This is a genomic window from Martelella limonii (genome assembly GCF_013344475.1).
Classification (GTDB): domain Bacteria; phylum Pseudomonadota; class Alphaproteobacteria; order Rhizobiales; family Rhizobiaceae; genus Martelella; species Martelella limonii.
On sequence record NZ_JABUOU010000003.1, the window covers coordinates 350642 to 376657 of the forward strand.

The following is a 26016-nucleotide window of genomic DNA, read 5'->3' on the forward strand; positions in this document are numbered from 1 at the left end:
AGGTCTGAAAGCCGGCGCGTCCACAGAAGACGGTGTGACGGCGCGTGGTCCCCTATGCCCGGTTGACATAGTCCGGCGCATAAAAGGGCGTCGGCTCCAGCTCGTGTTCCTCTTCCCAGTCTTTCAGCCGCTTGAACAGGACGTCGAAGTCATCGACGAAGAGATGGCTGGCGATATGAGACGCCAGATGCTCGCCTGCCGGATTGACGCTCGGCACATCCAGCGAAAGCGTCCCGAAGCTCAGATAGGAGCCGGTGTTGAAGATGTGGATGCGGCTGACCGCACTGTGTTCCACACCACGCTCCTTGAGCTCGAAGCCTTCGCCGAGATAGGGCATCTGCGCCAGACCGGCATTGGCCATGCCTTCCGGCGGCTGATAGCAATCGCCCCAGGTGAGGATGCGGTCCTTGAGAGCGGAAAACATAGGCTCCCGGCCAAGGTCCACGGCAAAGCCGGTGCCAAGGATCAGGAAGTCGAATTGCCTGCTCTCACCGTCAGTAAATGCGATCTCGACCTTCGCCCCATTGCGCGCGATCGTTTTGAACGGCTTTCCGAAGTGCACCTCGAAATTGTCGTGGGCGATGGTTCGAAGCACGGTTTCATGGGGCGGCGGGGTCTGGACGCGTTCGAGGTAGACCGCCATTTCCCAACGCTTGGCATCGGAAAGCCCGCGCCAGCCCGCAAAGAAGCCGGGATTGGCATTGGCGCGGCCCTTGTTCAATTGCGGCAAGGCCTTGCGGCGGCAGAACATCTCGACCCGCCCTGCCCCCGTTTCCAGTGCCGTTGCGGCATTGTCCCAGGCTGATGAGCCTGCGCCTATGACGGCAACAGACTTGCCCTTGAGCCGGCCGAAATCGATCATCTCCGAAGTATGGGCCGCGAGATCCGGCCAGAGATCTTCGGAAACCCCTGCGGGCAGATTGAAGCCGCCTGCCCCCGGACGGCCGGTGGCGATCACGATGCGCTTGGCCCTGATTACCCGGCCATCGGCTGTGGTGAGCGCGACATGGTCGGCATAAGGCGCAATGCCGACGACATCGCAGTCGTTATCGACCGGCAGTTCCAGCACGTTCCTGATCCAGATCAGATAATCCTGCCAGACCGCGTTCGGTATCTTGTAGAGCGTCTCCCAGGCCGCCTCGCCGAAGGCAGCAACATACCAGGAGCGGAAGGTCAGCGACGGGATGCCGAAGGGCGAGCCGGGCAGATCCTTCTTCGAGCGCAGCGTCAGCATCCGCGCAAACGTCACCCACGGCCCTTCCTTGCCTGCAGACGCGCGGTCGAGGAGCTTGATGTTGCGGATGCCCTTGAACATCAGACTGCCAGCCGCCGAAAGCCCGAACATGCCGGCACCGACGATGATGACATCGTAAAACGACGCGCCATCGCCGGTCGTCGCCCTTGCCGTCCACTCAGCCGGCGGCAGCTTGAGGACAGCAAGATCCGCTCTCACCCGCTCGTTCAGCGCCGCAAGTCCATCACGCCCTTCCAGCGGCGCGTCGGATTTCTTCAAGGATGTAGGCATCTCTGTTCAGCTCTTCTGTTTGCGGGCTTCACTTCGCCGCGTCGTTTTCCATCGCGTATCGAAAATCGCAGTGGCTTGCGCCGGACATGATCGTCTGGGTGCGGGTGAGCTTCATCTTCGGATTGAAGCCCTCGCAAAACGCACCGTCGCGATTGCACGACAGCAGATCGCCGATATCGCCGAGCCCCATCGCCCGATACATCTCGGCGTAGCGACAGCGGGTGATATTGAAGGAAAGGATGTCCGGCCCCTCCTCCAGCACCGTCATCTCCAGCGCACCGCCCGCCGTCCAGTTCGGAAGGATTGCCGAGAAATCGGTGAAATCCGCCGTATGATCGAGCTCGCCGGCGAAGCTCTCGCCCTGCCGGATCGCCGCCCGCGTCACCGCATCGCCGATCACGGAGCGCGCCTCGGCCTCGCCGCAGCGCGCCTTCAGTTCCTCGTAGACGCTTGAAAGAACGTTGGCCTCGATCCGGCGCTGTTCGATGATCGGGATGCGGCGCTGCTCAGACATGGGCATGTCCCCCGAGATAGGCTTCGGCAACGCGCGGGTCGGCGGCGAGCGCCTTGGCATCGCCCTGCAGCACGATCTTGCCGCCTTCCATCACGGCAGCCTGATCCGCGATCCTCAGAACCGATTTCGCATTCTGCTCGACGATCAGGATCGACAGGCCTTCGCTTCGGATCTGCTCCACGAGATCGAAGATCGCCTTGACGATCTTCGGCGCAAGGCCGAGCGAGGGCTCGTCCAGAAGCAGGATTTCCGGTTTTCCCATCAGCGCCCGCCCGATGCACAGCATCTGCTGCTCGCCGCCGGACAGCGATCCGGCCTCCTGGCTGATCCGCTCCTTCAGAATCGGAAACAGGCTGACGACATGGTCGAGCTCGGAAAGCCCGTGCCGGCCGCCGCCGATCAGCAGGTTCTCGCGCACCGTCATGTTGGAGAAGATCTGCCTTCCCTCCGGCGCCTGGGAAATGCCCGCCCGGACAATCGCATGGCTCGGCAGGCCGCTGACCACCTCGCCCTTGAAGCGGATCGTGCCGCCATCCGGCTTGTAGATGCCGGAGATGGCGCGCATCAGCGTGGTCTTGCCAACGCCGTTGGAGCCGAGCACGCCATAGATGCCTTTCTCTTCGACGCTCAGCGAAACGCCGTGGAGAATTTGCTGCACGCCCATGGAGACGGTGAGGTTTTCGACTTCGAGAACGGCGCTCATTCGTCACCTCCAAGATAAGCTTCGAGAACCACGGGGTCATTGCGCACCACCGAAGGAATGTCATCCGCGATCTTGCGGCCCGACGCGATGACGACCACCCGCTCGCAGATGCTCATCACCAGGTTCATGTCATGCTCGACAAGCATGATCGGCAGGCCGTCGGCGTTGAGCTGCTTGACGAACGCCGCAAGCTCCGCCGTTTCCGTGTCGTTGAGCCCCGCCGCCGGCTCGTCGAGGATCAGAAATTGCGGGTCCATCGCCAGCGCGCGGGCGATTTCCAGATATTTTCGGCGGCCATAGGAAAGGTTGGCCGCAAGATCGTCGGCGACCTCCGTCAGGCCCGTCATCTCCAGCGCCTTCCAGCTCGCCTGCGAGATCCTTTCGGCGCGTTTCCTGCCGCCGGCGATCGACTGGAAGAAGTTCATGCCAGTGGCGCCAAGCGCGCCGACCGACACGTTGTCGAACACCGTCATATTGGGAAAGATGCGCAGGTTCTGGAAGGTGCGCGACATGCCGCGCTTGGCGATCGCAAACGGCTTCTGGCCGGTGATGTCCTCACCCTTGAAGCGGACGCTGCCGCCTGACACCGGCGTGAAGCCGGAGATCAGGTTGAAGAGCGTCGTCTTGCCGGCGCCATTTGGCCCGATCAGGCCGACAAGCTCGCCTTCGCCGACATGGGTGGTGATGTCGTCAACCGCCTTCAGCCCGCCGAAATGGCGCGAGAGGTTCTGGATTTCGAGCACGTTCATCGCCAGCCCACCTTCTTGTCGCCGGGGGCCGCGGCCCAGCGGTCGCCGAACTGGCGGCGGATCAGCGAGAGCGCAGGCACCTCGCCGAAAAGACCCTTGGGCAGGAACAGGATGGCGAGGAACATCACGAGGCCAACCGCGATGTTGCGGAAATCGCCGACATCGCGCAGCACTTCCGGCAGCAGGATCAGGAGCGCCGCGCCGATGATCGCTCCCGGCAGCGAGCCCAGCCCGCCGACGACCACCATCGCGAGAATCTGGATCGAAACCGAAAAGTCGAAATCCTTCGGTGAGATATAGCCGGTCGTATAGGCCCAGAGCGCGCCCGCAAGACCTGCAAAGAAGGCAGAGAGCGTGAACACCTCGATCTTTAGCCGGACGGTGTTGACGCCCATCGCATCGGTGCACTGGTCGTCCTCGCGCAGCGCCCTGAGCCCGTTGCCGTAATAGGAGTGGCTGATGCGGTGGATGAGGAAGATCGAAACCGTCACGACGGCGGCAACGACGAAATAGATCCCGGTGTCGGAGGTGATCGAGATGCCGAACAGGCTCATGCCATCAAACAGCATCACGCCGTTCGGCCCCTTGGTGAAGCCCACCCAGTTCAGCATGATCAGATAGAGCATCTGTCCGATCGCAAGCGTCGCCACGGCGAAATAGATCGACACCAGCCGCATCGTCGGCAGCGCCACCAGAAAGGCGATCAGCGCGGCGACAAGGCCTGCAAGCGGCAGCCCCAGCGTGAAGCCGATGCCGTAATCGGACCCGAGAAGGGCAGCCGTGTAGGCGCCGACGCCGTAAAAGGCGGCATGGCCGAGATGCAGGAGGCCGGAGGTGCCGGAGACCATGTTGAGCGATGCCGAGAGCAGGACGAAGATCAGCACGAGGCTTGCGATCTGGTAGAAATATCCGCGATCAAATCCGTAAAGGGCTGCAGGAACGATCACGAACAGCAGGACCAGCGGCAGACCGACCGAAAACAGGCGGGAGGACGGAAGCTTAAACACGTTCCCTCCTTGCCCCGAACAGGCCGCGCGGGAAGAAGATCAGCGTGACGATCAGGAAGCCATAGGCCACCATGTCCGCCCAGTTGGACGAGATGAACGTGGTGGCAAGGCCTTCCGAGAGACCAAGCAGCAGTGCGCAGATCACCGCTCCGGGGATCGATGTCAGCCCGCCCATGATCATCGCCACGAAGGCCTTGATGCCGGGCACGAACCCCATCGCCGGAAAGATCGCGCCGTAATAGAGGCCAACGAGCAGGCCGGCGGCACCGCCCATCATGGAGCCGACGACAAACGTCGACACGATCGTCATATCGGTGTTGATGCCGACATATTTCGCGCCGAGCGCATTGTTCGACACGGCCCGGATCGAAAGACCGATGCGGGTGCGCTTCAGGACATATTGAAGCCCGCCCAGCATGACGATCGCGACGACCAGGATGATGATATCGCCATTGGAAATCGTCACCGGTCCGAGCTGGATCGGCTTGTTGATCATGTAATCGAAGGGAACGGCCTGCATCTGCGATCCGAAGATCAGCTCAAGCGCTTCGCGCACCACGATCGAAACCGCAAGCGACGACATCAGCGTCGCCTCGCGCATGGCGCGCGATTTCAGCGAGGCCTCGTCCGAAAACCGCCGGAAGGGACGAAATGCGATCCGCTCCAGGCCGAAACCGGCAAGCGCGCCGATGGCCAGCGCAATGAAGAGCACGATCAGGAGCGGCGGCGCAAAGGCGGTGATGGCGATCAGCCCGGCGAAGGCGCCGATCGTGTAGACCTCGCCATGGGCAAAGTTGACGACGTTGAGAACGCCGAAGATCAGCGTGAACCCGATCGCCATCAGGGCATAGGTGACGCCGAGCGAAAGGCCGATGAGCAATTGTTGGAGATAATATGGATCAAGCAAGATGCGTAACTCCGCATGAGTGGCCAGCCCGTGAATGATGAGCGCACCGGAAGAGGCAAGTGTAGCGTCTTTTCAAAAAAGCGGGAGAGCCCGGCAGGCGCGAAAGGTGCAGCCTGCCGGGCGCTGGCGATATCAGTTGGACACCGGGGTGAATTCACCGCCTTCGACGAGGGCTCTGGTCAACTGTTTCTGCGGCTCGCGATCCGGCCCGAAGGTCGTCACACCGGTCACGCCCGGAAAATCGGTCGTGGCGGCAAGCGCATCGCGAACGGTTTCACGGGTCACGTCAGGATAGGCCTTCACGATCGCATCGAGCATGATGTTGACGGCGTCATAGGCCTGGGCCGGAAACTGGCCCGGCAGGTCTCCGCGCTCTTCTTGCCATGCCTCCACGAATTCCTGCACCTCGGGACGATCATCGTTCGGCATGAAGGTCGCCGCCAGTCGCATCCCATCGGCGTCCGTTCCGGCAAGCTCGATCAATTGCGGGCTGTAGGCAGCCGATGTCGAGAAGATCGGGATATCAAGTCCGAGCTGCTTGGCCTGCTTCAGGAAATTGGCTCCGTCTTCGTAGAAGAAGCCGGTATAGATCGCATCGGGCTCGGCGCGTTCGATCTTGGTGATGATCGAACGGAAATCCGGCAGGCCGCGATTGAAATATTCCGAGAAGACGATCTCGCCGCCATTCTTCTTCACCTCGTCGGCGAAGTTGTCGACGACGGTCTGGCCCCAGTCCGTCTGCTCCGAAATGACGGCGATCTTCTTGTAGCCTTCGGCGTTCATCCAGTCCGCATTGAACGGGCCTTCCTGCGCTTGGGTGGTGATGTTGCGGAACTGATAGGGCGAGATCTTCGTATAATCGGGATGCGATGCCGTCTGTGAGAGCTGCGGCACGCCTTCGCGCTGATAGACCTGGGCGGCGGCCATCGAAACGCCCGAGGTAAAATCGCCCAGCACGGCGACGATTTCGTCATTGTCGGCGAATTTGCGCGCGATCGTGACGCCTTCCTTGGCATCCGAACGCGAGTCTTCGTAGATGATCTCCACGGGGACCGGAAGCTCCCCGGAAGCATTGAATTTTTCCAGCGCGATTTCCGCGGCCGTCTGGAAATCCTTGCCATACTGGGCGGTCGCGCCCGTCAACGGCAGCTGATACCCGATCTTGATCGGATCACCATCTGCAGCAAACGAAAGCCCGGTCGCAAGCGCCGTCGTGGCGATACCGGCAGCCATTGCCAGCGCCGATTTTCGAAGTCCATTCATGTCGTTCTCCTCTGTGGTCTTTCTTTTGTTGTTTTGTGAAAGATCGTTGATCAAGTGACACCTGCCTTGCTGTGATGCTGTTGCAGTAGCTGCTAGCAGGCTTTGCACCCTGGAATGAGAAAGTGGTTTGCGCGGCGCCTCCGTTCATTAGAAACCTTTACCAAAACATGCGCTTTTTGCGGTACGCCGCCTGACAGGACAATCAAGCAAATTACATGCCAGGGCAACCCGGTCAGGCCGGCTCCCGCAGCAGGCCCTGATCCTCGGCGCATGCGAAATCGACGGCGGCGACGGCGTGCAGCCTGGTCGAATCGAAGACCGGCAGGTCGGTATCGCCGGGCCCGATCAGAAGTCCGATCTCCGTGCATCCGAGGATCACGCAATCGCAGCCCGCATCCCTCGCCTTTTCGATGGCCCTGCAATAGGCCGCCCGCGACCCGTCGTCGATGATGCCGCAGCAAAGCTCATCGAAAATGATATCGTGCACGGCCTGCCGGTCGGCGGCATCCGGGACCATGGCAGAAATGCCGAACGCGGTCGCGAGGCGGTCGCGGTAAAAGCCCTGTTCCATCGTGTAGCGGGTCGCAAGCAGCAGCGGACGCTTCATGCCGGCCGATTTCAGCGCCGCCCCGGTCACATCGACGATATGAATGAGGGGGATATCGAAATGCGCCGAAACCTCGCTGGCGATCATGTGCATGGTATTTGTGCAGATCAGCACGCAATCCGCGCCACCCTCTTGCAGGTTTCGTCCGACCTTGCCGAGATAGGCGCTCGCCCTGTCCCATTGCCCCGCCTTCTGCCAGGCAACCACCTGCGAGAAATCCACCGAATGCATGAGAATGTCGGCAGAGGCCAGGCCGCCAAACCGCTTCCGGACAAGCTCGTTGATTTCACGGTAATAAACCGCCGTCGATTCCCAGCTCATGCCGCCGATCAGGCCTATCGTCTTTCTCACGTTCATTCTCCTCATGCTTTTCACCCACGATAGCTGAGCTGCGGCGCAAAATGAGATCGAAGATCGCAGCAAATTGGCATGTTCTCGCGATAATTTCTTGCAGTATGGATCAATCGCGCGATTATTTTCCGGCCATCAGTTCTTCCCTGCGATTGGATTGCCATGTTTGACCAACGCGACCGCAAGATCGTCGAGTTTCTTCAGCAGGACGCCGACATGCCGGTCACCGATCTCGCCGATGCTGTCGGGTTGTCGGCCTCCGCCTGTTGGCGGCGGATCAAGAACCTTGAGGAAACCGGCCTGATTGCACGCAAGGTGGCCATCGTCGACCGCCGGAAGGCAAATGTCGGCATGACGGTATTCGTCGCCGTGCGCACCTCGCGTCATTCCATGGACTGGCTGGAGAGTTTCCGCCGCGCGATCAGCGACATACCCGAGATCGTCGAGGCCTACCGTCTCACAGGAGAGATGGACTATCTGCTGAGGCTGGTGGTGCCCGATGTCGAAGTCTATGACGCCGTCTACAAGCGGCTGATCGCGCGCCTCGACTTCACCGACATCTCGTCATTCATCGGCATGGAGGAACTGAAATACACCACCGCCGTGCCGATGAACTATTTGTAGCCTGCCCCGCGCAATCAGGCGCTCTCGATCAGGATCCGAAAAGCTGACGGCATCCCGTCAGGGGGCGCGACAAGCGAGGCAATCGCCCTTGCGGCGTTCCGCACATCTTCGGTCAAGGCGTCCATCGCGGCTTCCCGTCCCCCATTCGGTCAGGACAAGGACGCCTGAGGGAATGGCAGAAGACACAGGGCCCGCACATCTTTCTCCACACAGAACCCGATCGGACGTCCTGGCAGTTGCAGACGAAACTGGCCCGCGCGATCAGTTGCTGCCCAAAGCAGGTTCGCATGATCGAAAAGCGAATGAAGCAAGAGCTCCCTCCCTCTGCCACCTTCGCCTGTCTTTCCAGAGGCTTGGACGCGCAAAGGCCTTTCCGGCCTGCCAACGGATCAGGATTTTCACGACAATCGGAGCAAGGTTTCACGCCGGAAGCTTACAGAACCGGGAATTGTGGTGTAGAGTGATGGAAACAACGGTGAGAGATGAAGACGTCATCTCGCGGCTTGCCGTCAATCTTGCTTCAACGGGAATGAATACATGAACGAATTCGACTATCAGGTCGAAGCTGCCCTCTATCCTGGCCGCAAGGCAAAGGGAAACCGCAGCCCTCGATACAGACGCTTCGATACGGCTGCCGACGCAGTGCGGTTTGCGGTGGAAGAGATGGAAGGCTGTCAGCTTCGTGGGTCGGTACTGGAGATTGAAGAAAGCCGTTACGACGACAGGCAGATCCGCAAGCTCTACGATGCGCCGGAATACCCGCTCGTGCGCAGCGAAAAATGATGGAAGCTGCTGAGATTCACGGCTCATCTCCGCACGACCCGCACCCAAGCGCCGTTTCCGGATGACGGTCTTCTCGGTGCGGCATCTCACCGTCTATCGATACCGGAAGCCGGTCGTTTTCGGCCGGCACCGGCTGATGTTTCGCCCCCGGGACAGTTTCGACCAGAGGCTTTTGAGCTGCACGCTCAACATCGGCCCGCAAAGCGCGCGCATCCACTGGATGCACGATGTCTTCGGCAATTGCATCGCGTTTGTCGATGTCGACGTTCCGGCGTCCGAGCTCAGCTTCGAGACCACCATCGAAATCGATCACATGGCGCATATCCCGATCGATCTCGAATTGGACCAGAGAGCGTCCGGCTTCCCGTTTTCCTATGATGCGGAAGAGGCCATCGATCTTGAGAAGACCATCGCGCGCCATTATCCCGATCCCGGCGATGAAGTCGGCCGCTGGGCGAAGCGCTTTGTGCCCTATGGCAATGCCGCGCGCACCGGCCACGTGCTGATGACGCTCTGCAACGGGATCAGGGAAAGCTTCACCTATGTCCGGCGCAGCGCATACGGCACCCAGAAGCCCGGCGAAACGCTTGCGCTGCGCAGCGGCACCTGCCGCGACTTCGCGCTCCTGATGATGGAGGCGGCCCGCTCGCTCGGCCTCGCGGCCTCTTTCGTGACCGGGTATATCTATGTGCCGGACCGCGACGGCTCCGTGACGCTTGGCGGCGGCTCGACCCACGCCTGGTGCCAGGTCTATCTCCCGGGTGCGGGATGGGTGGAGTTCGATCCGACCAACGGCATTGTCGGCAACCGCGACCTCATCCGCGTCGCAACCGCCAGGGACCCGGTCCAGGCGGTTCCCTTGTCGGGCAGCTATGATGGCGGGGCAGCCGATTTCGACAGCCTGGAAGTGCAGGTCAATGTCACGACGCAGGCGGGCGCCGTGAGCGCCGCAGTCTGATCGCGCCGCCTGTGCGGCCTGCGGAAAGACTGCGACTGCATTCTGGCGGTGATCATGCAGGAGCCGGCCGACTATTCCGCCATTCGACCGGGCCGAACGTCGCGCTGCAGCGTTACATCTTTTGAAATGACCGATCGCTCACAGCAAGGAACAGGTACGACATGAAGATACGCGCTGGCTTTCATATCGGCTACGACTGCGAACAGCCAACCCCGATGTTGCTGTCGCTCAATGTCTTCCCGTCCCGCTGGGCCGATCTGCTGACGTCGCAGGTCCTGTCCTTCGACCGTCCGATCTCTGTATCGGCCTATACCGATGTTTTCGGCAATGCCTGCAACCGCATCGTCGCCCCGCCCGGAAGGACAACGATCTCCACGTCCTTCGAAATCCATGACGACGGTCTTCCCGATCCCGTTCCCTACGGCGCCATCCAGCACCAGATCAACGAATTGCCCGATGATGTGCTGGTCTTTCTGCTCGGCAGCCGCTACTGCGACACCGACCGTCTGGCCGATTTTGCCTGGAGCTACTTTGCCAATACACCGCTCGGCTGGCCGCGCGTGCAGGCGGTCCTGGACTTCGCCCATCAGCGGATCGCCTTCGACTACATGAAGGCCGATCCGTTCAGGACCGCATTCGGCGGCTTCAACGATGGCGTCGGCGTCTGCCGCGACTATGCCCACCTCGCCATCACGCTCTGCCGCTGCCTCAACATTCCGGCGCGCTATTGCACCGGCTATCTGGGCGATATCGGCGTACCGAGGGATCCGAACCCGATGGATTTCAGCGCCTGGATGGAAGTCTATCTCGGCGGTCGCTGGTACACGGTCGATGCGCGCCACAACAAGCCGCGCATCGGTCGCATCCTGATGGCGAGGGGCCGCGATGCAACCGATGTGGCGATGTCGACGGCTTTCGGCCCCGCCATTCTCCGACAGTTCGACGTCGTCACCGAGGAAATCTGAGCCGGCGAAAGGCCGGTTCCGCTTCCCCAATCAATGCAGGAGCAATGTGTGGTGGCCGCCATCGATTGGCGCCCGCACGAGGCTGTCAGAGAGCGACAGCGCGTTGCCGTCCAGAGTGGCCGACCATCCATCCGCGCCCGGTCGCCGGCCATTGTCCACTCGGATATCGAAACGGGTGTTTCCGACCGTCACCGTGGCCGCAAAGCCCGGCCATTCCGCCGGGATCGACGGGGTGACCAAAAGGCGCCCGCCTTCACGGCGGATGCCGAGAATGCCCTCGACGCCCGAACGGTACATCCAGCCGCCGGAGCCGGTATACCAAGTCCACCCGCCGCGGCCGGCATGCGGGGCGACTGAGTAGACATCGGCTGCAACGACATAGGGCTCGACCTTGTAGCGTTCGGCGTCTGCGGCGGTGAGCGCATGATTGACGGGGTTCAGGAGCGCAAACAGCGCCTGCGCCTTGTCGCCGTCTCCCGACTTTGCAAAGGCCATGATCGCCCACATCGCCGCGTGGCTGTACTGTCCGCCATTTTCGCGCAGGCCCGGCGGATAGCCCTTGATGTAACCAGGATCGCGCGGCCCGTCGTCAAACGGCGGGGTGAACAGCAGCGCCAGCCCTTCATCGGGCCGGATGAGGTGGCGTTCCAGCGATGCCATCGCCGTTGCCGCACGCGCGGGATCACCGGCACCCGACAGCACGGACCAGGATTGGGCAATCGAGTCAATCCGGCACTCCGGACTGTCGCTGGTGCCAAGCCATGAGCCATCGTCAAACGTGGCGCGTCCATACCATTCGCCGTTCCAGCCATGGGTTTCGATGGCTGCGCGCAGCATTCCGGCATGAGCGCGCCAGCGTTCGGCGCGTTGCGGATCGCGCTGGTCGGCAAGCGGGGCGCAGAGATCGATTGCCGCCAGCAGCAGCCAGCCAAGCCAGACGCTCTCGCCCTTTCCGCCTTCGCCAACCCGGTTCATGCCATCATTCCAGTCGCCGGTGCCCATCAGCGGCAGGCCGTGCTCGCCGGTCAGTTCGATGGACTGGTCGAGGCCGCGGGCCATGTGTTCGAAAAGCGAAGCCTCTTCGGCTGCGACTGTCGGGTGGAAGAAGGCATCGTGCTCGCCGGGTTCGAGCTGGGGGCCTTCGAGGAAGGGCACGGAAACATCGAGCACCGCATCATCGCCGGTGGTCTTCACATAGGTTGCGGCAGCGAAGGCGAGCCAGACCCGGTCATCGGAAATGCGGGTTCTCACGCCCTGGCCGGATTGCGGCAGCCACCAATGCTGGACGTCGCCCTCGACGAACTGCCGCCCTGCGGCGCGCAGGAGATGATGCCGGGTTTCCTCCGGCCGGGCGAAGGTCAGCGCCATGCCGTCCTGAAGCTGGTCGCGGAAACCATAAGCGCCGCTTGCCTGATAGAAGGCAGCGCGGGCGGTGATACGGCACGCGACCGTCTGATAAAGCAGCCAGCCATTCAGCATGATATCCATCGCCCGGTCCGGCGTCTTCACCTGAACCGTTTGCAAAAGCGCGCTCCAGTGATCGGTGACCGCCTGCAGGACTGCGTCGAGATCGGCCTCGCGGTAGTGCGCGATCAGGCTGCGCGCCTCGTCCACGGAACCGCTTTCGCCCAGAAACGAAAGGAGTTCGATGGTTTCGCCGGCGTTGAGCACGATCGTCCGCTGCAAGACGGCACAGGGGTCGAGGCCGGCGCCGGTGGCGCCTGAAAGCGGCATGTCATGGCCAAGCGCGCGCGGCGCGGACGCCTTGCCATGACGGCCGAGGAATTCGCTGCGGTCGGCCGTCCAGGCCGTCTGTTCTCCGCCAAGGTCTGCGAATGCGACGCGACCGGGGAACCCGGCGCTCCACGGATTGCGCGCGAACAGGGCGCCGGTCTGTACATCGATTTCGGTGATCACGAATGGCGCCGTGGCACCGCGCGAGCCGCCAAGGACGAGTTCCGCATAGCTTGTGACCGTCAGACGGCGCGGCCTGCCGGATGTGTTGCGCAGCGTCAGACGCGAAATCTTGATCGGGTCGGCAAGCGGCACATATTGCAGAAGATCCGTGGAAATTCCGTCTTGCTCATGCTCGAAACGGCTGTAGCCGAAGCCATGGCGGGCGACATAGGCGCCCTTGCGCCGCACCGGCTTCGCCGTCGGGGAAAACAACGCGCCCGTTTCTTCATCCCGGATATAGAACGCTTCGCCTGCCGGATCGGTGACCGGATCATTCGACCATGGCGTCAACTGGTTGTCGCGACTGTTTTCAGCCCATGTGAACCCGTTGCCTTCCGCAGAGACCTGAAACCCGAAACCTGAATTGGCGATCACGTTGATCCAGGGCGCTGGCGTGACCGCATCCCCCTCGAGGATGGTCACATATTCCCTGCCATCCTTGTCGAAGCCGCCAAACCCGTTGAAGAATTCAAGGCTGGGGCGCTGATAGGCCGCAATGTCCTTCGCGGGGGTACGCTTTGCGGGGGCGGATTTTGCCGGCACTGGAGGCGACGAGACCCCTTGCGGATATTGCGGATATTGCTGCGCGATCGGGCCGCGACGGGCGTTCAGCCTGACGCGGGCGACCGACTGAAGCTGTGCGAGCGCCTCTGCGCTCATCAGATCCGCCCGAAGCACGAAGACCGAGCCCTGTGCCAGCTTGATGCCGGGACGGGGCCGCGACTGGCTGCTGCGGTGCGCAGTCTCGATGGCGATCTGCAGGTCCTGGGTATAAGACGAGGCGCGGGTGTTGATGATGACGAGATCGACTGCCAGGCTCTTCATCCGCCAGTATTCATGTGCCCGCAGCAATTGATGGACCTGCGCCATGTCCTGCGGGTCATCGATGCTGAGCAGCACGATCGGCAAATCGCCGGAGATGCCAAGATGCCAGAGGCCGGACTGGGGGCCCGCGCCGCGCGCGATTTCGGCTTCGGGAGCGCGATAGCGCTTGTCCACGTAGATGATCGCGGATGCCAATCGCTGAAAATCCGCGGCCTCGCCCGATTTGACATCGAGATGGCGAAGCTGAACCTGCGCCTGGGTCCAGGCCAGCGTGCGGGCACGTTCGAAGGCGCTGCGGTCAAGATGTCTGTCGATCAGATCGATGAGTTCGTCACGCGAAGACGCGACCACGGTCCAATAGGCGATGCGAGCGACCTTTCCGGAAGCGATCCTGATCCGCTGGCGGATCGAGAAAACCGGATCAAGCACTGTGCCGACCGTATTCGAAAGGGGCGTATCGCCGGCCATGGAGGCAGCGGTGGCCACCGTGTTGCCACGGCCGATAAAACGGGCCCTGTCGGTTTCGAACTGCTGATCGGCTGAAGGCGTGCCTTCGACCACCGCGAAATGGGCGGCCCATATGCGGGGCTCGTCCGGCGTGCGGGGCCGGCGGGTGGCGATCAGCGCACCGTATTCGGCGGCATACTCCGTCTGCACGAACATCTTCGAAAATGCGGGATGCGCGGTATCGGACGAAGCGGGCGCCAGAACCAGCTCGGCATAGGATGTGACCTCGATTTCGCGGGTGCGCCTGCCGCTGTTTGCGATCGAAACACGGCGGACCTCACAATCGTCCTCGCCCGATACCAGCACTTCCATGGCCGTGTTCAGCGTATCGTGAGCAGAAACGAAACGGGCCTTGTCTTCGTCGAAGAGCACATGGCCGCTTTCGTCGTCACCGCCAAGCGGGCGAGCGCCTGCGGACCAGACCGTGCCGTCATCGACATCGCGCAGGAAGATCGGCGAACCGTCGCCATCGCGGGTGACGTCCTCATGCCAGCGTGTGATGGCAAGGTCGTGCCAGCGGCTGTAGCCGGCGCCCCTGTCCGTCAGCATCACCGCATGGCGGCCGTTTGAAAGAAGGTGGGTGATCGGAGGACCGGCTACCGCGCCGGCAAGCCGCCGTGACGTATCGGGCCCGAGCGAGGATTTGACGGGTGAGACGGGCGCATCGTCGATCTTCTGGCGCTCGTTGTTCACGCTGCGGGGGATGCGCTCCTGCAACAGCAGTTCGCAGGCCTGGATGATCGGTTCGCGATGGAAATGGGCGCGCATGATCCCGTCATCAAGCGTGTTGGCGATTGCAACAATCGTCATGCCCTGATGATGGGCCATGCTCGTGCGCACGATTGCGACGGTCTCGTTTTCCGGCAACCTGGCGGAGGTGAAATCAAGCGCTTCGTAAAAGCCATACCGTCCGAGCGCACCGAGGGCGGCGAGCCTTTCATAGTTCGCGCATGCGGCCTGCGGATCGACCATGGTGGCAAGACCGGTGGCATAGGGCGCGATGACGGCATTTTCGGAAAGGCCGCGCTTCAGCCCGAGGCCCGGAACGCCGAAATTGGAATACTGGTAGGTCAGCTCCGTATCACGCGCGCTGTAGGCGGATTCGGAGATACCCCAAGGCAGGCCGAGCCTGGCGGCATAGGCTTGCTGGCGCGTGACCACCAGCCGGTTGGTCTGGGCGAGCAGGCTTGTATCCGGCGCGCGCATGACCAGCGACGGCATCAGATATTCAAACATCGAGCCTGACCACGAGATCAGGGCAGACGCGCGCCCGACCGGCGTTGCGGAGCGACCGAGCAGGAACCAGTGCCGGGTTTCGACATCGCCCTTTGCGATCGCAAACAGGCTCGCAAGACGCGCTTCGGACGCCAGAAGATCGTAGCAGTTCTCGTCAAGGCTTTCGTCCGGAAGGGAATAGCCGATCGATAGCAACTTGCGTTCGGGATCGAGCAGGAAGGCGAAATCCATCGCCATCGCCATCGCCCGCGCCTCGGTTGCAATTGCTGCCAGCCGGATATCAAGGCTGCTGTCGGTCAGGCGGTCGCGGCGATCCTCGGCCAGCCGGCTGTTCAACGTGCCAAGCCAGAAAATGAGGTCGTCGGCGCCATCTTCGGCGGTTTTGGGAACGGTTTCCCGGGCGAGTGCCATCGCCTTGTCGCCAAGGCGCGTCAGAATGGGGCCCAGTGTTTCGAACGACTCCGAGCCGTCGAGGCGGAGTTCAATGTCCTCGATCACGTCTGCAAGCGGCTTTTGGCCCTGTCGTCCGTTTCCGGCGGCAGCATCAAGCGCCTGGCGGGCGAGCATCAGGCTGTCGGCCAGCCCTCCCCGGATATTCGTCGCAGGCTGCGCTCCTGTCCAGGCCTCGCAGGCATTGGCAAGGGCGAGCAGATGTCCCGCGAGATTGCCGCTGTCGACCGAAGAGACGTAAGCAGGATCGAGGACACGGATGTCATCGGTCGCATACCAGTTGAAGAGGTGGCCCTTGTGCTTGGCCATTGCCCTCATCGTTCCAAGCGTCGCCTCAAGCCTCTCGGCGGTCTCGACCTTGCCTGTCCAGCCGAAGTCGCGGGCTGCGACCGTGGAAAGAAGATAGAGCCCGATATTGGTGGGCGAGGTTCGCCGGGCGATGACGGGCCTCGGATCTTCCTGGAAATTGTCCGGCGGCAGCATGTTGCTTTCCGGCGTCACGAAGGTCTCGAAGAAACGCCAGGTGCGGCGGGCGATCAGACGCAGTGCGATCGCATCGGCGTCGGATATTGCCGCACCCGCCGGTTCGGCAGGCGGGCGGCTCGCCCAAAGGGCAATGGCGGGCGCCGCCAGCCACAACAACGCAAAGGGAAGAATAACAGGCCATGAGGATGGCGACAGCAGAAAGGCTGCCCCGGCGATCGCAAGCGCCGTCAGCGTGCCCGGCGCCATGCGGCGGTAGAACCCTGGAAGATCCAGGCGGGGGCTGCCCTGCGACTGGGCGGCCGTTGTCCATTCGAGAAGATGGCGCCGGGTGCGATAGAGCCGGTTCAGCGTCGTTGCGATCGCATCCGCCATCCGCCAGGCCCGATCGGGAAGGAAGGCAAGATCGAGGCCGGTTCGCAAGGCAGCAAGGCGCAGATCCGCGCCGAGCGTGCTCAGGTGACTGCGCAGATGAATGCCAGCGCTGTGCGGCATGGCGGCGAAGAAAACCGGAAGGAAGGCTGTGATTGCAAGAGCCGCGAGAAGCAGCACGGTCGCCACCAATGCCGCGGCAAACGGCATCATCCAGGCAAGCCCGAAAGCCAGGAGCGTGAGCGGAGCCGCAAGCGAGCGCCTCAGATTGTCGATCATCATGCCGCGGCTGACAGGGGGCAGCGCGCCGTCGTCCCTGTAGCGCCCGGTCAGCCACGGAAGCAGCTGCCAGTCGCCCCGCGTCCAGCGATGCTGCCGCTTGGCATCGACATCGTAGCGCGCCGGAAATTCCTCGATCAGCTCGACATCGGAAGCAAGGGCAGCGCGCGCGAAGGCTCCCTCGAAAAGATCGTGGCTGAGCATGGTGTTGTCCGGCACGCGCCCGCCGAGCGCCTGTTCGAAGGCATCGATATCGTAGATGCCCTTGCCGGTATATGCGCCGACGCCGAAGAGATCCTGATAGACATTCGAGGCGGCCGCGGCATAGGGATCGATGCCGCCAGGCGCCGAAAAGACGTGCTGATAGAGCGAACCCTCCCGGCCAACCGGCAGCGAAGGCGTCACGCGCGGCTGGAGAATGGCGTGCCCGCCGACGATCCGATGTTCCGTTGCGCTGAAGCGCGGACGGTTGAGCGGATGGGCCATCTTGCCGATCAGGCGGTGGGCGGCGTCGCGCGGCAAGCGCGTATCGGCATCGAGCGTGATCACATAACGGACATCGGCCGGAACCTCGGGCGGAACACCTGCAATCGGAACAAAGCTGGTGTCGCTGGCACCGCGCAGCAGGCGGTTGAGTTCATGCAGCTTGCCGCGTTTCCGCTCCCACCCCATCCAGCGGTTTTCGAGAGGGTTGAACAGGCGGCGGCGATGCAACAGCAGAAAGCGGGGACCGCCATCCACAGGTCCGTGGCGTTCGTTCAGCCTGGCGATTGCGGCAGCGGCGGCGGCCAGCAGAGGGCGATCGGCCTCGGTCTCCTCCTGATCGGCATCGGTCCCGTCCGTGACGAGCGCGAAGACAAGATCGCCGCCGGCGCCGGAAAGGTGATGGACTTCGAGGCGCTCGACCTGCTCGACAATATCGGCTTCATTCGTCAAAAGCGTGGGAACGGCAACGAGCGTGCGCAGGGATGGCGGGACGCCATGCCTGAGAGAGAGGCCGGGCAGGATGACCGGGCCGAAACACCAGCTCAATGTCCGGTTGACGATGGCTGTCGCGACTTCGCTTGCCGGCAGAAGCGCGAGGATTGCAAACAGCAAAAGCCAGACGGTCACAAGCCCCGCTTGCGCCAGCAGCGACAACGACACGGCCATCAGGATGGAGGTGACAAGCAGGATCGACGCGATATAGCCGCCAATGCCGAGCCGGATATGGATGCGTCCGACCCTGAGCCGCGCAGGTGGCCTGAACCCTATGGCGCGCTCGAGCGCCGGCCTGCCCTCTGCAATCAGATGATAGCCCGGATCGGCGATCCGCTGAGCCTCCGTAAGGCTGATCCCCTCCGTGGCCGGGTTGCGCGCCGCTTCAAGCGCCTGATCGGCAACCTCCAGTTCCGTCCATGAGGAGCCGCGCGCAAGCTGCTCGATTGCTTTGCGATAGAGATCCCGTGTTGGGAAATCCATCTCGGCGAAGGCGCTCGCGGCGCGCATCCGCGCGTCTACCGGGCTGATGCTTTCGAACACATCGGCCCAGTCGATATCGGAAATCAGCCGCAGGCTGGTGACGATGTTGCGCACCGTGACGTTGGAGGCGCCCTGCCTTTGCTGGGAATGCTGCACCACGTCCTCGATGGTCAAATCCTGCAGCGCAAGCCGCTTCTCCAGCCAACCGAGAACGGGCGTGGTTTCGGGGTCCCGGTTTCTGAGTTGCCGCGCCAGATGCCCTGCAAAGAGTTCAGACAGCGGCCCTTCAGAGCGGGCGGCGAGTTCGTCTGGAAGCGCCTGCCCGGTGTCATCGGAAGACAGGATTTTATGGGCCAGCGCCGCCGCCTCCAGCCGGGAAGCGCGCGCGACCGTAATCTGGTCTGAAAGCCGGCGCAGGTTCTCGATGAGGACGATCCTGAGCGTGATCGCGACGGCCCACAATTCGCCGATCGTCAATGGCTGGATCTGTTGATAGGCGAGGAGAAAGCGTTCGAGCTTGTCGCGATCAAACAGGCTGTCGGTGTGGGCAATAAAGGCCCAGGCCAGTTCGAATACGCGCGGATATCCCGCAAAGGGTCCGTTCGAAAGCTTGGGCAGCTGCCGGTAATAGCCCGGCGGAAGGTCGTTCCTGATTTCCTGGATGTGCTCTTCGACCAGATGATAATTGTCGAGGAGCCATTCCGCAGCCGGCACCACCTCCCGGCCGTGCTTCAACTCGTTGATTCCCGCCCGGTAGGCAGACCGCAAGACAGCGGCGTTGTCGCTCAGTCTCTTGTGCAGGGACATGACCGAAGGCGCCTTGCCTGAGACAGGTTGCGCTGCTGCCAGGCTGATTGCGTGCTGCTCCAGCCGCTCCGCGCTGAACAACTCCTGCCTGACCGGCGCAAGGTCGGCCCAGAGGGGAGAAACGGTCCGGCCCCGAAGGAAATTGAGTTCGACTTTCAAGTATTGCCTTTCCACCGGGACGCATGCCTCGGCGCAACGGCTATGGGTCTGAAAACCCAGATGCGATCTTTATTGATTGGGCCTGAATTCCGGCAGCGCTGCCGGCAAGGGCAGCGCGCGTTCAGACGGCTCGAGCCGTCATCGCCTGCATTTCTGCTGAACCTTCGGGTCTGCGCTACCTGCGCGACCGGTATCAGGCGAGGTCGGCCGCCGTCAGGACATAGACCGCCTTGCGGCCCTTCAGGTAGAGCCGGCGAGCTGCGTCATACATCTTGGCACGCGCTGCATCGAAGGCGGCGAGGTAGGTTTCTTCGCCTTCGGCCGGGTTGCTCAGGGCGTCGGCTCTGGCAAAGAACATCACTTCGAACATGCCATCATGACCGGTAAAGCGGACACGTTTGCCGTTCTTGTCGTAACTGCGGCTCTGATTGGGGAATTGAAGTGCCATGATGGAAAGAATCCTTAGAAACGTGGCATCTCTTGCCACTTTGGAATGGAAAAACCGGGCTTCCGTCAGCGGAGACACGCCCAGACCGGCTTGAGACCGGTCTGGTGCGGCATCCCGCCTGTGACGGGCTCAGCCTTTCGGCTTGCTGCGCGCGGCATTGTTGTTGCCGGCATTTCTGACCAGCGAGCCGAGCAACGGCGCTTCGACAACAGCTGCGCTCTTTTCCTTCTTGGGCTTTCTGATTTCGCGATTGCTTTTCTTCTGACCTTTGGCCATCTGGAAACTCCGATTGTCAGGCGCGCTTTGCTGCGGCGGCGCCTCTTGCTTGCCGCTCTTCAACCGGGGCGCTGTCTGCGACGAGGGGCCGTTCAAGGCCGCCCCGCCAGCAATTCGGCCCCTTGAAATCCTTCAGCCTTCGAGTGCGCCGGCGCATGCCGCCGCGGCGGTGCGATTTGCGCTTTCCTCGCCCGGCATCGTCGCCCAGCCGCCAGCTTCGATGAACTGACGCTGCTTGTAGGAACTGTCGATGGCCTTGAGTTCGCTCAACTGCTGCGCTGCGTCAGGCGCCGCCTTGAATCTCTGGACGCAAATGACCGTCGCCAGCTCATCGCGGGAGAGCTCTCCGGCTTCCGACGCCAGCGTTCTGGACGTACCGCCCGTCACCCATCCGCCCCAGGTAAAGCCGACCGCGATCGTGACGACAGCGGTTGCGATACAGGCCCATACGAGGGTGGATTTTGCCGGGTGATAGGCTTTCCACCGTTGTCCGATGGATGGCGCTCCATTGTTTTCTGATGCCATGATGCCGAATTCCTTCCGATGTGAAATCAATTGTCTGGTGTGATCGGCGGCAGCGCTCCCCGGCCGCTTTAGCGTCAATGGACGGGCTGTCGTGGCACCCCGTGCCTGAAAAGGACACTCGCCTTCGAGCGCATGCGCCCGCCGTCGCGCAACAAGTTGAACGACATTCTGAAGCGCAAATTCTACAGGCAATTTCTTGATGAGGCCGGATTTAGCGGACCATGACACTATATATATCTATGATACGACCCAAATAATAGTCCGAACCAATAATGTTTTTTATAATAATCGGAATTTTTTATTTTGGATTTTTCTTCAATAAATCTGAGATTGCGCCTTGATTAAAACAATAATGAGGCGCATATGATGTTCATCGATTTTGTTTGACGAACTTTATTTTGCGCATCGCGCTTGTGTGATTTTCTGATCAACGTCGAAATTATCGTTCGGTGCGGCCATAGAGGCTCTCCGGACATTCTCTCTGATTGATTGAAAGGAAATCGTCATGAGCACTGGTACAGTAAAGTTTTTCAACAGCACCAAGGGTTTCGGCTTCATCGAGGCTGATGGCGGCGGAGCGGACGTTTTCGTTCACATTTCTGCTGTTGAGCGCTCGGGCATGAGCACGCTCTCCGAAGGCCAGAAGGTGACCTTTGACATCGTTGCCGACAGCAGGTCCGGCAAAAGCGCTGCGGAAAACCTGCGCGCTGCATAAGGATTGTCTTTGCTTCCGTGACCACGGATGTACTGGCACGAAGTATCGAGACGAATGGATTGGTCGGGCTATGCGCCCGGCCTTTCTTGCTTTTGAGCGCCCGGCAAGGTCCGCGCGCCCTTTTCAGACAGATTATCACGCGTCCCGGTCAAGCGTATACCGGAGCTAGGAAAAGCCTTGGACAGCACGACAGAGAAGGCTGCGATCGAACGGAACCACCGCTCATGGATTGCGGCGCTTGCGCCTTACCGCAAGCCCAGCGCGTTGCGCAGCACGGCCGAAATCGCGGCGACGGCATTGCCCTTTGTCAGCCTCTGGGTGCTGCTTGCCTTCGCCGTCCTGAACGGCCATTGGTGGGCGCTGTTCCTGACGGTTCCTGCCGCCGGCTTCCTCGTCCGCCTGTTTGTCCTGCAGCATGATTGCGGGCATGGCGCCCTGTTTGCCCGCAGGGGCGTCAATGACTGGACCGGACGGGTGATCGGCGTGTTCACGCTGACGCCTTATGATTACTGGCGCCGCACCCATGCGGTCCACCACGCAACGACGGGCAATCTCGACAAGCGCGGCATCGGCGACGTCGATACGCTCACGGTCCGGGAGTATCGCGCCCTGTCGGCTGCGGGAAGGCTGCGCTATCGCCTTTATCGCCATCCCGCCATCATGTTCGGGCTTGGTCCCGCCTGGCTGTTCATCTGCCAGTACCGCTTGCCGCTCGGCCTGATGCGCTCGGGACTCGAGCCATGGACATCGACGGTCGTCACCACGGCCGGGGCGGCCGTTGCCATTGCCCTGCTGATGTGGCTCATGGGACCGCTGGCGTTCTTGACGGTCCAGTTGCCGATCACGCTGATGGCTGCGACAGCCGGGGTCTGGCTGTTCTACATCCAGCATCAATTCGAGGAAACGCACTGGTCCGGTGCGCGCAACTGGGATTTCCAGAATGCGGCGCTTAATGGCAGCTCGCATTACGACCTCCCGCTGCCGCTGCGATGGATCACCGGCAATATCGGCATCCACCACGTGCACCACCTGGCCGCCAAGGTGCCGTTCTATCGGCTGCCGGAAGTGCTGCGCGATTATCCGGAGCTGCACGAAACAGGCCGGATCACGCTTCTTCAAAGCCTGCGCTGTGTCAGGTTCGTGCTTTGGGATGAAAGGACCAACCGACTGGTTTCATTCCGGCAGGCGCGCCTGAGCGCATGATGCGCTGCACGGTTTCCTTGAAGCAGACCCTGTCACCAATCACTCGTCTACCCCACCCGAAGGAGAAACAGATGATACGATTTGCCAGAAATACGAAAGCCGTCGAGAACGAAGCCGCACCCGCCGACAAGACCAAGAATACCGAGAAGTCCTCGGAACGGCCGGCGAAGGCCGCCGACAAGACGAAGCAGAACAAGACCGCGGCCGATAGCAGCGACAGCAGCGACAAGCTGCTCTGAACGCCTTCGATATGCCGGCAAGATTGCCGCAGGCGCATCGATTGCGTGCCGGCGGCATGAGTTCCACTGAAGCCGGCATCCGATCGCAGACACCCAATATCCTGACATCACGGAAGGCCTGCGCAATGCAGGCCTTCCGTTTGTCGGTTTTACCCTCACCACTTTCCTGATCGATGGAGATGGCCACCGTCTTGATCTTCGGCGCGCGCGCGCAATTTAGTTGCTGACGGCCCCGCTTCTCAAGGCAAGGCGCCGGTTTTTCAACGGATGGAGCGGATGCGATGGAGTGGAGAGGCCGGCGACAAAGCCGCAATGTCGAGGATCGTCGAGGATCGCGGGGCGGAAGCCCGTTCGGGCGCGGCGGCGGCATAAGGATGCCCTCACGCGGCATTCGCGTTGGCCGCGGCGGCGGCGGCAGCATTCTCGCCCTGATCGTGGTCGGCGCGATTCTCTTCATGATGGGGATCAATCCGCTCGCCCTTCTCGATGACGGCAGCGGCTCATATGCGCCGAGCCAAACCGGCCAGGTTACCACTGGCAGCAATGACGAGATGAAGCAGTTCGTCTCGACCGTGCTCGCCGAGACCGAAGACGTCTGGCATTCCATCATGGAAAGCCAGGGCCAGGCCTATCCCGAACCGTCGCTGGTGCTCTTTTCCGGCGCGGTCCGTTCGGCCTGCGGGTCGGCAAGTTCGGCAATGGGCCCCTTCTACTGCCCCGTAGACGAGAAGGTCTATATCGACCTCGATTTCTACGACGAACTCGCCCGCCGCTTCGGTGCATCGGGTGACTTCGCGCAGGCATATGTTCTGGCGCATGAAGTCGGCCACCATGTGCAAAACATCATCGGCGTGCTGCCCCAGTTCAATCGCATGCGCGAGCAGATGACCGAGGTCGAAGCCAACCAGATGTCGGTGCGGGTCGAGCTGCAGGCAGATTGCTTTGCCGGCATCTGGGCTCATTTCACGGCGCAGAAGGGCCTGCTTGAAACGGGCGACCTGGAAGAAGCCCTGAATGCGGCACGCCAGATCGGTGACGACACGCTCCAGAAGCGCACCCAGGGCTATGTAGTGCCCGATTCCTTCAACCACGGCACCTCTGCCCAGCGGATGACGTGGTTCAAGAAGGGCTATGACAGCGGCCGCCTTTCCGCCTGCGACACCTTCAACAATCCGGTCTGAACCGCCAGCATTCATCGGGCTGCGCGTTCAAAAAGGGCACCACCTCGGCGGTGGCGCCCTTTTCATCACGCGTGCGTCCGCCGCACTCCTTTTTCATGAAGGCTCAGCGCGCGGCCCAGTTGGCGCCGCGGCGGAAGATGGTCGCCATTTCCGCGACCTTGAACTCGCTCGCGACATGGCCGAGCGAGGAATAGAACACCCTGCCCTTGCCGTGGCGGCGCTTCCAGGCGACTGGCATGACCACGCCATCGATCCATTCGGCATGCTCACCGGTGAACGTCGTGGTTGCCAGCACCTCGTTGGAGGGGTCGACATGCATGTAGTATTGCTCCGACGTGTAGGGGAAATCCGAAATTCCCTCCATGATCGGATCATCCGGCTTGGTGATGTTCACGCGGTAATCGATGATGTTGCCGGGGTGCGCCACCCACTGGCCGCCGACGATGAACTGGTAATCAACCGATTCACGAAACGCATCGCCGGCGCCGCCGTGATAGCCCGCAAGGCCAACGCCGCCCTGGATGGCTTCGGACAGGTTCTTCACCTCTTCCTTCTCGATCTTCGACATGGTGACGATCGGGACGATGAGGCTCAGATCCTTGATCTGCGGGTCGGCAAAGGCCTCGGTCGAATGCTCGACATAGACCTTGAACCCGTCCTCCTGCAGCATGTCGCGGATGACGGCGGCGCATTCCTCCGGCTCGTGGCCGCTCCAGCCGCCCCAGACGATGAGTGCTTCACGCATGATTTTCCTCCTGTTCGTGGCGCCGGCGTCTGGCCGGCAAAGTGCGAATTGCTGGAATTACTGGGCAAGCATGCCGTCAACGAGCGATGCCGACAGCGGATCGGGACGGCGCGTCGTCGTGGTGATGTCGACGGTCTTCCCGGTTTCGGCGGCGACATTGAAGGCCTCCATGACCTCCAGCACGTGCAGGGCGAGGCTGCCGCTTGCACGGTGCGGGCGGTTGGTGCGGATCGCATAGGCCATGTCGGCAAGACCGAGAGAGCGGTAATTGCCGTCGGCATAGGGCAGCGTCACCGGATAATCTTCAAACTCGCCGCCCTTCTTGAGCACCTCGACAGGCCCCTTGAAGAAATTCGGATCGGGCACAAGCATCGAACCTTCCGTGCCGTAGATCTCGATCGGCGAATGCCTGTGACCGGCGACGTCGAAGCTCATCGTCACCTGCACAACGGCGCCGCCTTCGAAGGACAGAACGCCGGCGATATGGGTCGGCACCTTCACCGAAATCGTCTCGCCCTTGCGCGGTTCGCTGGTAATCACGCGTTCCTTGCGCAGCATGGTCGCAAAACCCGCGACCCTGCTGACGGGCCCGAACAGGTTGACGAGATCGGTGATGTAATAGGGGCCCATGTCGAGCATCGGGCCGCCGCCGATATCGTAATAGAAATCGGGGTTCGGGTGCCAGCTTTCATGGCCCGGCCGCATGAAGGTCGCAGAGCCTCCGATCGCCTGGCCAAGCACGCCGGAATCGATCACTTCGCGTGCGGCCTGATGACCGCCGCCAAGGAAGGTGTCCGGCGCCGAACCGATGCGCAGGCCCGCCTTCTCCGCGGCATCGGCGAGCCGCTTGCCTTCCTCGAAATTGATGCCGAGCGGTTTTTCGCTATAGGTGTGCTTGCCCGCAGCAAGCGCCTTCAGGCCAACCTCGACATGGGCGCGGGGAATGGTGAGGTTGAGGATGACCTCGACGTTCGGATCAGCGAGAAGGCCGTCGATCGTTGCGACCGGCACGGAGAATTCCTCCGCCTTCCCCTTGGCCGCCGCCTCGTTCATGTCCGCAACGCCGCGAATATCGAGAATCTCGAAACCGGTCATCGCCTTCAGGTACGCGCCGGAGATATTGCCGCATCCGATGATACCGATACCAACTTTTTCCATGATCTTTCCTCCCGAAAGCTGAGGCCAGCACCGGC

At 61.8% G+C, this 26016-nt stretch carries 22 protein-coding genes; 8 read left to right on the forward strand and 14 right to left on the reverse strand.

The window, feature by feature from the left end; translation table 11 throughout:
• Positions 1 to 52 precede the first annotated feature (52 nt).
• The 8 genes from HPQ62_RS09325 to HPQ62_RS09360 form a co-directional block, all read right to left on the reverse strand.
• Complete coding sequence (locus HPQ62_RS09325) at positions 53 to 1525, reverse strand: NAD(P)-binding domain-containing protein (protein WP_174802263.1); 1473 nt, start codon at positions 1523 to 1525, stop codon at positions 53 to 55.
• 28 nt (positions 1526 to 1553) lie between these two features.
• Positions 1554 to 2039, reverse strand: a complete 486-nt coding sequence (locus HPQ62_RS09330; RefSeq protein WP_174802264.1) for an L-2-amino-thiazoline-4-carboxylic acid hydrolase — start codon at positions 2037 to 2039, stop codon at positions 1554 to 1556.
• Positions 2032 to 2742 carry an ABC transporter ATP-binding protein gene (locus HPQ62_RS09335; RefSeq protein ID WP_174802265.1) on the reverse strand — a complete coding sequence of 237 codons (711 nt, stop codon included), beginning with the start codon at positions 2740 to 2742 and terminating at the stop codon, positions 2032 to 2034. The genes HPQ62_RS09330 and HPQ62_RS09335 overlap by 8 nt, the downstream gene beginning before the upstream one ends.
• Positions 2739 to 3491 carry an ABC transporter ATP-binding protein gene (locus tag HPQ62_RS09340; protein ID WP_174802266.1) on the reverse strand — a complete coding sequence of 251 codons (753 nt, stop codon included), beginning with the start codon at positions 3489 to 3491 and terminating at the stop codon, positions 2739 to 2741. The genes HPQ62_RS09335 and HPQ62_RS09340 overlap by 4 nt, the downstream gene beginning before the upstream one ends.
• Positions 3488 to 4498, reverse strand: a complete 1011-nt coding sequence (locus tag HPQ62_RS09345; protein WP_342343694.1) for a branched-chain amino acid ABC transporter permease — start codon at positions 4496 to 4498, stop codon at positions 3488 to 3490. The genes HPQ62_RS09340 and HPQ62_RS09345 overlap by 4 nt, the downstream gene beginning before the upstream one ends.
• Positions 4491 to 5405, reverse strand: coding sequence for a branched-chain amino acid ABC transporter permease (locus tag HPQ62_RS09350; RefSeq protein ID WP_174802267.1), 915 nt, complete (start codon positions 5403 to 5405; stop codon positions 4491 to 4493). The genes HPQ62_RS09345 and HPQ62_RS09350 overlap by 8 nt, the downstream gene beginning before the upstream one ends.
• Before the next feature lie 132 nt (positions 5406 to 5537).
• Positions 5538 to 6668 carry an ABC transporter substrate-binding protein gene (locus HPQ62_RS09355; protein ID WP_174802268.1) on the reverse strand — a complete coding sequence of 377 codons (1131 nt, stop codon included), beginning with the start codon at positions 6666 to 6668 and terminating at the stop codon, positions 5538 to 5540.
• Positions 6669 to 6900: 232 nt separating this feature from the next.
• Positions 6901 to 7632, reverse strand: coding sequence for an aspartate/glutamate racemase family protein (locus tag HPQ62_RS09360; RefSeq protein ID WP_174802269.1), 732 nt, complete (start codon positions 7630 to 7632; stop codon positions 6901 to 6903).
• 156 nt (positions 7633 to 7788) lie between these two features.
• Here HPQ62_RS09360 and HPQ62_RS09365 point away from each other — a divergent pair, with 156 nt between their 5' ends.
• The 4 genes from HPQ62_RS09365 (at position 7789) to HPQ62_RS09380 (ending at position 10956) form a co-directional block, all read left to right on the forward strand.
• Positions 7789 to 8250: an Lrp/AsnC family transcriptional regulator gene (locus HPQ62_RS09365; RefSeq protein ID WP_174802270.1), complete on the forward strand. Its 462-nt coding sequence runs from the start codon at positions 7789 to 7791 to the stop codon at positions 8248 to 8250.
• Positions 8251 to 8787: 537 nt separating this feature from the next.
• The gene (locus HPQ62_RS09370) at positions 8788 to 9033 is read left to right on the forward strand and encodes a hypothetical protein (RefSeq protein WP_174802271.1); all 246 of its coding nucleotides are present in this window, start codon (positions 8788 to 8790) and stop codon (positions 9031 to 9033) included.
• Positions 9034 to 9094: 61 nt separating this feature from the next.
• Positions 9095 to 9991 (forward strand): transglutaminase family protein, encoded by an 897-nt coding sequence (locus HPQ62_RS09375; RefSeq protein WP_174802272.1) that lies wholly within the window; start codon positions 9095 to 9097, stop codon positions 9989 to 9991.
• Positions 9992 to 10152: 161 nt separating this feature from the next.
• A complete protein-coding gene (locus HPQ62_RS09380) occupies positions 10153 to 10956 on the forward strand; it encodes a transglutaminase-like domain-containing protein (protein ID WP_174802273.1) in 804 nt (267 codons plus the stop codon).
• A 30-nt stretch (positions 10957 to 10986) separates the two neighbouring features.
• Here the strand turns inward: HPQ62_RS09380 and HPQ62_RS09385 are convergent, their stop codons facing one another.
• The 4 genes from HPQ62_RS09385 to HPQ62_RS09400 all read right to left on the reverse strand — a co-directional run bounded on the left by HPQ62_RS09385 (position 10987) and on the right by HPQ62_RS09400 (position 20740).
• A complete protein-coding gene (locus tag HPQ62_RS09385; protein WP_174802274.1) occupies positions 10987 to 19491 on the reverse strand; it encodes a GH36-type glycosyl hydrolase domain-containing protein in 8505 nt (2834 codons plus the stop codon).
• A 193-nt stretch (positions 19492 to 19684) separates the two neighbouring features.
• A complete protein-coding gene (locus tag HPQ62_RS09390; RefSeq protein WP_174802275.1) occupies positions 19685 to 19939 on the reverse strand; it encodes a DUF1488 family protein in 255 nt (84 codons plus the stop codon).
• A 129-nt stretch (positions 19940 to 20068) separates the two neighbouring features.
• Positions 20069 to 20278: a hypothetical protein gene (locus tag HPQ62_RS09395; protein WP_174801969.1), complete on the reverse strand. Its 210-nt coding sequence runs from the start codon at positions 20276 to 20278 to the stop codon at positions 20069 to 20071.
• 69 nt (positions 20279 to 20347) lie between these two features.
• Complete coding sequence (locus tag HPQ62_RS09400) at positions 20348 to 20740, reverse strand: hypothetical protein (protein WP_174802276.1); 393 nt, start codon at positions 20738 to 20740, stop codon at positions 20348 to 20350.
• A gap of 505 nt (positions 20741 to 21245) precedes the next feature.
• Here HPQ62_RS09400 and HPQ62_RS09405 point away from each other — a divergent pair.
• The 4 genes from HPQ62_RS09405 to ypfJ all read left to right on the forward strand — a co-directional run bounded on the left by HPQ62_RS09405 (position 21246) and on the right by ypfJ (position 24078).
• Complete coding sequence (locus HPQ62_RS09405; protein ID WP_174802277.1) at positions 21246 to 21455, forward strand: cold-shock protein; 210 nt, start codon at positions 21246 to 21248, stop codon at positions 21453 to 21455.
• Positions 21456 to 21632: 177 nt separating this feature from the next.
• Positions 21633 to 22658, forward strand: a complete 1026-nt coding sequence (locus tag HPQ62_RS09410) for a fatty acid desaturase (RefSeq protein WP_174802278.1) — start codon at positions 21633 to 21635, stop codon at positions 22656 to 22658.
• A gap of 71 nt (positions 22659 to 22729) precedes the next feature.
• Positions 22730 to 22897, forward strand: a complete 168-nt coding sequence (locus tag HPQ62_RS09415) for a hypothetical protein (protein ID WP_174802279.1) — start codon at positions 22730 to 22732, stop codon at positions 22895 to 22897.
• 281 nt (positions 22898 to 23178) lie between these two features.
• A complete protein-coding gene (gene ypfJ / locus HPQ62_RS09420) occupies positions 23179 to 24078 on the forward strand; it encodes a KPN_02809 family neutral zinc metallopeptidase (protein ID WP_174802280.1) in 900 nt (299 codons plus the stop codon).
• A 103-nt stretch (positions 24079 to 24181) separates the two neighbouring features.
• Here ypfJ and HPQ62_RS09425 read toward each other — a convergent pair whose 3' ends face one another.
• Together HPQ62_RS09425 and HPQ62_RS09430 are read right to left on the reverse strand one after the other, a co-directional pair.
• On the reverse strand, positions 24182 to 24823 hold the full coding sequence (locus HPQ62_RS09425) for a ThuA domain-containing protein (RefSeq protein ID WP_174802281.1): 642 nt from the start codon (positions 24821 to 24823) through the stop codon (positions 24182 to 24184).
• A gap of 57 nt (positions 24824 to 24880) precedes the next feature.
• Positions 24881 to 25981, reverse strand: a complete 1101-nt coding sequence (locus tag HPQ62_RS09430; RefSeq protein ID WP_174802282.1) for a Gfo/Idh/MocA family protein — start codon at positions 25979 to 25981, stop codon at positions 24881 to 24883.
• Positions 25982 to 26016 lie beyond the last annotated feature (35 nt).